The sequence below is a fragment of the Gordonia sp. (in: high G+C Gram-positive bacteria) genome, assembly GCF_020438995.1.
GTDB lineage: Bacteria > Actinomycetota > Actinomycetes > Mycobacteriales > Mycobacteriaceae > Gordonia.
This window is the reverse complement of the sequence record NZ_JAGQTN010000199.1, coordinates 1-8,286: the sequence shown is the minus strand read 5'-3', so window position 1 is coordinate 8,286 and position 8,286 is coordinate 1. Positions and strand designations below refer to the sequence as shown.

The following is an 8,286-nucleotide window of genomic DNA, read 5'->3' as shown; positions in this document are numbered from 1 at the left end:
GGCGGCACCGAGCCGTGGTCACCGGAAGCTCTGGGCGGCACCGAGCCGTGGTCACCGGAAGATCTGGCTGCCACCGAACCGTTGCCCGGGGATGCACCGGCTGTCGCCGGACCGAGAAGCAGCGAACCGGGGGACGCTGAACCGGGGGACGCTGAACCGGGGGACACCGAACCGTTGGGTGCCAAGCACACGCCACCGGCGAGACCTGCTCCCGCAGGTCCAGGACGGGCAGCGCCCACGAGATTCGATGAGGCGTACATTGCGCAGCCGGGCCCGCCTGAGCCGCGGGTACAACGGTCCGGTCCGTCTTCCGGCGGTGTCGACGCAGTAACCGATGTCGCGCATTCTCGCCCGATGGCCTACGGAATACGTTGTCCCCAAGGTCATCTCAATCATCCCGAGGCGCGCTGGTGTGCCGAGTGCAGGCAGCCGCTCGCGCTGGGCCCCGGGGTGCTGGTCAAGGGGGAGCGGCCTCCGCTGGGCCGGCTGATCCTCGATCAGGGCCCCGAGATCCTCCTCGACGAAACCCTGGTGCTGGGCCGGCTCACCGGGTCGGGTCCGGGCGCGCAACCGCAGGGCGCGCCCAGGTTGGTCCAGGTCCGGGACGATTCTGGATTGCTGTCACGTAAGCATGTGGAGTTCCGGCTCGTCGAGTGGACGGTCCAGATCCTGGATCTGCATTCGGCCAACGGCACGTACGTCTCGACGCCCAACACGGTGGAGGTCAGGCTCGCACCGGGGCGTCCGCACATTCTCATTCCGGGTTCGCGTATCCGGGCCGGCGGCCGGACCGTAATGTTCGAATCCGCCTATGTGAAAGCCTGATCAATCAGTCATGCGGTCGGGTAGGAGGCCAGTATTTGCTGTCGGGGGTGTTGCGGGCACCGAATATCGCCTGGCCCACGCGGACGCAGGTGGCGCCCTCTTCGATGGCCAGTTCGTAGTCACCGGACATGCCCATCGACAGTTCGCCGGTCCCGATGAGGTCGGGGGATTCCTCCCTCATCCGGTCGCGGAGCGTGCGCAGGGTCCGGAAGCATTCCCGCACCCGGTCGGTGTCGGAGGTGAACAGGGCCAGCGTCATCAGACCCTGTACCCTCAACGTCTCGTACCGGGGTAGCTCCCGCAGGAAACCTGCCAATTCCTCGGGTGGCAGACCGAACTTCGATTCCTCCGCCGAGGTGTTGACCTGCACGTACACCTCAAGGGTGCGGCCCAGGTCGGTCAGTCGCCGGTCCAGTGCCTGCGCAACCCGCAGATTGTCCAGGGCCTGGAACTCGGTGGCGAACGACGCCACATCCTTGGCCTTATTGGTCTGCAGATGCCCGATGACCGCCCAATCGACGCCCAACCTCGCCAGGCTCTCGGATTTGCGTTTGGCTTCTTGAACCTTGTTCTCGCCCAACCGATGACATCCAGCGGCGATCGCCAGGCACAGCCGGTCCTCGGGCACCGTCTTGCTGACCGGCAGCAGCCGGACCTCGTCGGCCGAGCGGCCCGCTCGTTCGGCGGCCGCAGCGATGTTGGCCTGCACGGCGGCGAGATTGGCGGCGAACTCGGCGGTGGTGGACGCGAACGGGTGCGGTGCGGGAACGGACATGGATCAACGTTAGCGCCCGTCCCTGATCCGGCTGAGGTCGCGGCGGTCAGATCCAGCCGCGTTCGCGCGCGACGCGTGCGGCTTCGGCGCGGGTGGCCGTGTTCGTCTTGCCGATGGCCGCCGACAGGTGGTTACGGACGGTACCTGCCGACAGATGCACCTGTGCGGCGATCTGCGCGACCGGCGCACCCGACAACGCCGCCCGCAACACCTCGCATTCGCGCGCGGTGAGCGGATTGTCGCCGCTGGTGAGACTTTCGGTGGCCAGCGTCGGATCGATCACGCGCAGCCCGGCGTGCACGCGCCGCACCGCGTCGGCGAGTTCGGCTGCCGGGGTGTCCTTGACGACGAAACCGGTCACACCGGCGTCGACGGCACCACGCAGGTAGCCGGGCCGCCCGAACGTGGTGACGATCAGTGACCGCACCTGTGGCGCGGCCTCCCGAAGCGCGGCGGCGGCCTCGATACCGTCGGCGCCCGGCATTTCGATATCGAGCAGGCACACGTCCGCCGACGACGCGAGCGCGGCCGCCACCACCTCGTCGCCCCGCCCGACCTGTGCCACCACCTCAAGGTCGGATTCCAGGTCGAGCAGGGCGGCCAGTGCGCCCCGCACCAGCGCCTGGTCGTCGGCGAGCAGTAGCCGGATCGTCATGGTTCGATCTCCGCTCGCAGAGTCGTTCCGTCCGTACCGGATTCGAGGGTCAGTTGCCCGCCCGCCGATTCCACGCGCTCGCACAGACCGTCGAGGCCGTTGCCGTACGCGGCATCATGCATTCCGGAACCGTTGTCGCGCACCATGATCGATTGCGGAGTCAGTTCGATCTCGCAGCGCGTCGCACCGCTGTGACGCACCACGTTGGTGACCGCCTCGCGCAGTACCCACGTGAATACGTCGGGAATACCGTCGGGTACCGATTCGGGGACCTCGGCGTCGATACCGGCCGCGCGCAGGGCCGTCGTCACCGCGGCCAGCGTCGTCGGAAGATCAGGTGTGCGCATCTGGCCGACGGTGGCGCGTACCTCCGAAAGTGACTGCCGGGCAATGGTGTTGATATCGGAGAGTTCGACACGCGCACGCTCGGGGTCGCGGTCGAGAAGTTTGCCCGCCAATTCCGATTTCACCGTGATGACGGTCAGCGAATGGCCGAGGATGTCATGGACATCGCGGGCCAGACGTTCACGTTCGGCCACCACCGCCAGGCGTTCGTTGAGGGCGCGCTGCGCTTCGGCGGCCTCCTCCCGTTCCGTTTCGCGGGACCGCAGAAAGCGGATGCCCAGCATCGTGAACGCGACGACCGTCATGATTATCGCGATATTCGTGTCCGACCCCCACGACGCCCAGGTGGGGATCAGCAGCGTCGCCGCCAGCAGCGCGGTGATGACGACGACCGCCCAGCCGAGCGGAAACGTGAACGCCGCCACCGCCATCAGGAACGGTCCCGTGCCGAGCGCGTTCTCGTGGATCGTCGGGGTGAGGGCGGCGGTGATCGCGGTGAGCACGACCAGGGCGATCAGACCCTCCCGCGAACGACCGGGTGGTCCGGACAACACATGTACCGAGGTGACGAGGTAGACGCCGGCGAATGCAGCCAGCAGGATGAAGCCGATCACCTTGGCGGTGACGGACACATCCGCCGAGACCAGCGAGGCCATCGGATAGCCGAGAAAGACCAGCCAGATGGCGATGAACGCCCAGCGCAGATCACGCCACGGCGCCCACCGGCCGGTATTGCGTAGTCGTGTTCTGCCTGTGGTCATCGCTTGTCGAGCGTATCGGTCACTGGCGGCGCGTGCTGCGGGTGTAGTAGAACGTGGCGGTCGCGGTGAAGACCGCGGCCCACACGATCACGTTCACGATGGCCACGGTCAGGGAGATGTGTTCGTCGTAGGCGGTCATGCCGTGATCGAGCGGGTAGCGGGCGATGCTGACGACACCGAACATCGGGGTGAACTGCGAGATGGTGAGCATGGTGCCCTGCAGCGGCACGAAGACGTTCCCCGCGAACGCCAGGAGCGCGATGCCGCCACCCATCACCTGCATCGCACCGTCGGACCGGAACAGCGCGCCGACCGTCAGCCCGAACGCCGCGAACACGGCTGAACCGAGCCAGCCCAACGCCAGACATGCGATCCACACCCCGGCCGGGGCGTCGGCGCCGGTTGTCAGGCCCGCAACGGCCAGCACGAGCATCGGGAGCGCGCCCATCGACAGTGCCACAATCACTTTGGTCGCCACGTAGCCGGTGGGTCGCAGCCGGGTCATCATCAGGGTGCGCGTCCAGCCCGACTCCTGTTCCAGCGCCACCGACGCCGCGTTCGACGCGGCCGCGATGATCGCCCCGTACATGGCCATACCGATCAGCACATAGAACGCGACGTTTCCGGATCCGACTGTGTCGGAGGACTTCTGGGTGGCACCGAACACCAGATACAGCACCGCGGGCATGATGACCGCGAAGATCAGTGCGCGGCGGTTGCGCAGTACGCGGCGAAGATCGGTGCGCAGGAATGTCGCCGACATTCCGAGAGGGAGCGTGGTGGTCATGTGGAAATCCTTCTACGTTGTGGCTCAGTGGGTTTCAGGTCACGATCGGGTCCCGGAGGTGCCTGCGGTGAGGGTGAGGAACGCGTCTTCGAGGTTGTGGCTCGCGATCTCCACCTCCCGTGCGCCGGTGGTGGTGAGCAGGGACCGAGCCAGCACATCGGAATCAGGAGCGGCGAGATAAGTTCTGCCACCGCGGTATTCGATGATCTCCACGCCCGGTAGCCGCCCGGTGAGTCGGGCGATCTCGTCGTCGTCGACGATCGCGGACACCACCCGGCGTCCGGCCATGGTGCGAATGTCGGCGGTGGGTCCGTCGGCGACGATCCGGCCCCCCGCGATCAGCACGATCCGGTCGGCGAAGGTGTCGGCCTCCTCCAGGTAGTGCGTCGCGAACAGGACGGTGCGCCCGGCGGCGGCGTCGGTGCGCATCGTCGCCCAGAAGGCGCGGCGGGCGTCGACGTCCATGCCGGCGGTCGGTTCGTCGAGAATCAGCAGGTCGGGGTCGGGGAGGGTGGCCAGGGCGAATTTGATCCGCTGCTGCTCGCCGCCCGAGCAGCGGGACACCTTGCGTCCGGCGAGGCCGGTGAGGCCGGTCGCATGCAGCACGGTGCCCACATCGTCGAGGCGTCCGTGCAACGAGGCCACGATCTCGACGGTCTCGGCGACCGTGAAATCGGGGTGCAACCCGCCGTTCTGCAGCACCGCCGCGATGCGCCCGTTCGCAGTGGCCTCGCGCGGGGATGTGCCGTAGATCCGGACGGTGCCCGAATCCGGTGTGGTCAGGCCCAGCACCATGTCGAGGGTGGTGGTCTTGCCAGCGCCGTTGGGGCCGAGGAAGGCGACCACCTCGCCGGGAGCGATGGTCAGTCCGATGCCGTCGACCGCGGTGATCGTGGCATCGCCGGGTCCTCGAAAGCTCTTGCGCAGGTCGGTCAGTGCGATTGCCGGTGTGTTGATCATGTCCACAACGTTGCCCGGATCCGGTGTTGCGGACGTAGAACGGATGTCAGGAATTGGGCATGACATCTGTCATGGTCACAAACCCCACCGCTGGGCGTCGGCATGACAATAATTGCGATGCCACCGCTCAGCGGTGGGGTTTGTGACGGCGCCGTCTCGGGCGCTGACGCCGGTTTCGGTGCCGGACTGCCAGGCGATCTAGGGCGCCGGGCGGATCTCGCTGTCGACGACCCACTTGTGGTTGGTCATCGTCATGGCGCCGGCTTCGAAATCGACCATGTACACGGTTTCGTCGGTGGAGTGGTCGATGGTGGCTTTGGCGCCCTTCATGCCGGTCATATGGTCGGCGAGGAGGGTGACCTCGGTGCCGTCGGCGAGGCGTTTGTCGCCGGCGTCCTTGAGTTCTTCCTGCACCACCCAGCGATGATCGGTGACGCGGGCACCGCCGGTCGTGGGGGTATAGCTCACCGAATACGTGTAGGTGTCGAAGGCCCCGACGATCGTTGCCTTGGTGCCCTTCATGCCGGTCATGTGATCGGCGGTCAGCGTCACCTCGGTGCCCATCGCGTACGTCGGGTTGGTGGCGCCCTGGATACCCGCGGGCGCCGGACCGCCGTCGGCCGGGTGACCCGTCCCCGAATGATCGATGGCCGACGTACTGCCGTGGTCGTGCATGCCGGTGGTACTTGACGCGGCATCGTCGTCGCCGGAACAGCCGGTCAGCATCAGCGCGCCGCCGATCACTCCCGCGGCCAGGGCGCCTGCCAGACGCTTGTACATGCGATCTCCCGTCATCGTCGTCCCGCCCCACGCTATACCCCTAAGGGGTATATGGCCACCGTCGGTTGACGGTGGCGGGCCACCGACATGGGCGCACAATTGCGGTCCGCCCACTACCGGCGCGAATGGTCCATTGAGCGTGCGGCCGGCGACAGGTCGGCGCCGAGGTCGGCCAGCACCGCTCGGGTCGCGGCGGCGCACGCACGACCGGCCTCGGCGAGGGTGAGTCCGTACTGGTCGGCGAGGGTGACCCCGGCGTCGGCGCTGGCCAACAACGAGATCACGGCTACCGCGTCGCCGTACTCTTGTTCACCGCTGCCGACACCGGCCACGACGTCCTGGATGGCCTGCAATCGGGCCGCGCGGCGCCGTCGTCGAACGTCGGTACCGACCCGACTGCGCACCAGCGCCCGCAACAGTGGTAGGTGGTCTTCCGCAGCTCGGTAGACCTCGCGCACCATCTCGACGAGTTCGGCCGGCGTCGTCGGCAGCACGACGGGAACGGGAAACATCCGCGCCTCCAACGCCTCGGCGACCGCCGCGTGCTGCGCATCGGCGTCGGGGAAGTGATGGTGCACCGTTCGCACCGAGAGGCCGGCTGCGCGCGCCGCTGCCGAGGGTGACAGATCGGTGGTGCCGGGGTCGGCGAGCTGCTCGATGAACGCTTCGACGATGCGGCGCCGGGTCTCCTCTTGCTGGGCTTGACGGTGCGGGCTGTCGTAGGTGCGGGTCCGCGTGCCTGTCATCCGGGAAGAACCACGTCGAGTCCATTGCGCCCGGCGACTTTCAGCACCCGCCCGATGTCTGGCGGAAGCGTGGTGATCTCGGCGTCCATCTCCTCGAAGAACTGCCGCGCAGCACCCGGCCCGGTGATGGTGAGGAAGCGGGTCTCGGCGCTGCCGAGCCGGTAGGAGTGGACTTGGTTGGGCGGGACCGTGACAGTGGCGCCGGCGGAGGCGGTGCTCCACGAGCCGTCGTCGAACAGCTCCAGCGTGCCCTCGAGCACGAAGTAGATCTCTTCCCAGGGGTGACGGTGGGGCGGTGGTCCGGCCTGCGCGGGGCCGCTGGTCTCGAAGATCTCGATGCCTCCGTAGCCGGGGGTGAGCGGACGAAGCGTCTCGCCGAGAACGGAGAGCCCGCCGGCGCCGGCGGGAGTGATGGCGATGGTCATGGCTGCTGCTCCTGAAATGGTTGCGTCCAATTGTATTGGTTACCTCATACTGCAACTATATTTCGAATCAAGAGGACGCCGACGTTCGCGAGCAGTGGCTCCGGTGACCTCAAGAGCGAGCAAGACCGCATCTCGACCGTGGTCGAATCCGGCGAGTGAACGACGACCAGCCGCGTATCGGGTGTGGGGATGACCAAGACGAAATTGTGTCAGCACTGACACATTCATGAGTGATGCAGCACACAACACTGATCATCTGTGAGCCACCGCATCATCTGATTCGCGGCCACTGACACGAACGCACACCCTCACCACGACGGGAATGATCGCCATGACGCTGACCGCAGATGCCCCTTCGGCTACTACGACCCTCGACGCTCTCGTCATCGGGGCCGGGGTCGCCGGGCTCTACCAGGTGTACCAACTCCGCGAACTCGGCCTGAACGTGCACGGCTACGAGGCCGGCGGCGACGTCGGCGGAACCTGGTACTGGAACCGCTACCCCGGTGCGCGGTTCGACTCCGAGGCCTACATCTACCAGTACCTGTTCAACGAAGAGCTGTACAAGGGCTGGTCCTGGAGCGAGAAGTTCCCCGGGCAGCCGGAGATCGAGCAGTGGCTGCACTACGTGACCGACCAGCTCGAACTCCGCGACGACTACACCTTCAACACCCGGATCCAGAGCGCCGTCTTCAACGAGGACACCGGCCGCTGGCTGGTTGCCACCGACACCGGCGAAACCATCGACACCCGGCTGCTCATCACCTGTGCCGGCATGCTGTCAGCACCGCGTACCGATGTCTTCGACGGCCAGGAGAGCTTCGGCGGCCAGATAGTCTTCACCTCGCGCTGGCCGAAAGAAGGCGTCGAAGTCAAGGGCAAGAGCGTCGCGGTGATCGGCACCGGCGCCACCGGGATCCAGGTGATCCAGACGATTGCCCCGGAGGTCGGCCACATGAAGGTCTTCATCCGCACACCGCAGTACTCGATTCCGATGAAGAACCCGAAATACGGTCCCGTAGAACATGAGTGGTACCACAACCGGTTTGCGGAGATCCGCGACACCGTCCCGCACACCTTCACCGGTTTCGAATATGACTTCGAACACGCCTGGGCCGATCTCACCCCGGAGCAGCGGCACGAGCACATCAACCAGATCTGGGAGGACGGCTCGCTCAAGCTCTGGCTCGCCTCCTTCGCCGAACTGTTCTCCGAACAGGAGGCCAG

The 8,286-nt window shown here is 66.6% G+C and carries 10 protein-coding genes; 2 read left to right on the top strand and 8 right to left on the bottom strand.

Annotated features, from left to right (window positions below; all coding sequences use genetic code 11):
- Positions 1-354: 354 nt before the first annotated feature.
- Positions 355-825, top strand: coding sequence for an FHA domain-containing protein (locus KDB67_RS14615; protein WP_291016970.1), 471 nt, complete (start codon positions 355-357; stop codon positions 823-825).
- A 4-nt stretch (positions 826-829) separates the two neighbouring features.
- Here KDB67_RS14615 and KDB67_RS14610 read toward each other — a convergent pair whose 3' ends face one another.
- From KDB67_RS14610 to KDB67_RS14575, 8 genes are all read right to left on the bottom strand, one after another.
- The gene (locus tag KDB67_RS14610; protein ID WP_291016969.1) at positions 830-1,600 is read right to left on the bottom strand and encodes a YggS family pyridoxal phosphate-dependent enzyme; all 771 of its coding nucleotides are present in this window, start codon (positions 1,598-1,600) and stop codon (positions 830-832) included.
- Positions 1,601-1,646: 46 nt separating this feature from the next.
- Entirely contained in the window at positions 1,647-2,255 is a 609-nt protein-coding gene (locus KDB67_RS14605; protein ID WP_291016967.1) for a response regulator transcription factor, read from the bottom strand.
- A complete protein-coding gene (locus KDB67_RS14600; protein WP_291016964.1) occupies positions 2,252-3,361 on the bottom strand; it encodes a sensor histidine kinase in 1,110 nt (369 codons plus the stop codon). The genes KDB67_RS14605 and KDB67_RS14600 overlap by 4 nt, the downstream gene beginning before the upstream one ends.
- A 19-nt stretch (positions 3,362-3,380) precedes the next feature.
- Positions 3,381-4,148, bottom strand: coding sequence for an ABC transporter permease (locus KDB67_RS14595; protein ID WP_291016963.1), 768 nt, complete (start codon positions 4,146-4,148; stop codon positions 3,381-3,383).
- Between the two features lie 39 nt (positions 4,149-4,187).
- Positions 4,188-5,108: an ABC transporter ATP-binding protein gene (locus KDB67_RS14590; RefSeq protein WP_291016961.1), complete on the bottom strand. Its 921-nt coding sequence runs from the start codon at positions 5,106-5,108 to the stop codon at positions 4,188-4,190.
- A gap of 198 nt (positions 5,109-5,306) precedes the next feature.
- The gene (locus KDB67_RS14585) at positions 5,307-5,888 is read right to left on the bottom strand and encodes a YdhK family protein (RefSeq protein WP_291016958.1); all 582 of its coding nucleotides are present in this window, start codon (positions 5,886-5,888) and stop codon (positions 5,307-5,309) included.
- Between the two features lie 113 nt (positions 5,889-6,001).
- Positions 6,002-6,634, bottom strand: coding sequence for a TetR/AcrR family transcriptional regulator (locus tag KDB67_RS14580; protein WP_291016955.1), 633 nt, complete (start codon positions 6,632-6,634; stop codon positions 6,002-6,004).
- Entirely contained in the window at positions 6,631-7,059 is a 429-nt protein-coding gene (locus KDB67_RS14575) for a cupin domain-containing protein (RefSeq protein WP_291016953.1), read from the bottom strand. The genes KDB67_RS14580 and KDB67_RS14575 overlap by 4 nt, the downstream gene beginning before the upstream one ends.
- A gap of 331 nt (positions 7,060-7,390) precedes the next feature.
- Here KDB67_RS14575 and KDB67_RS14570 point away from each other — a divergent pair.
- Positions 7,391-8,286, top strand: an 896-nt coding sequence (locus KDB67_RS14570) for an NAD(P)/FAD-dependent oxidoreductase (protein WP_291016950.1), incomplete at its 3' end; no start/stop codon positions are given.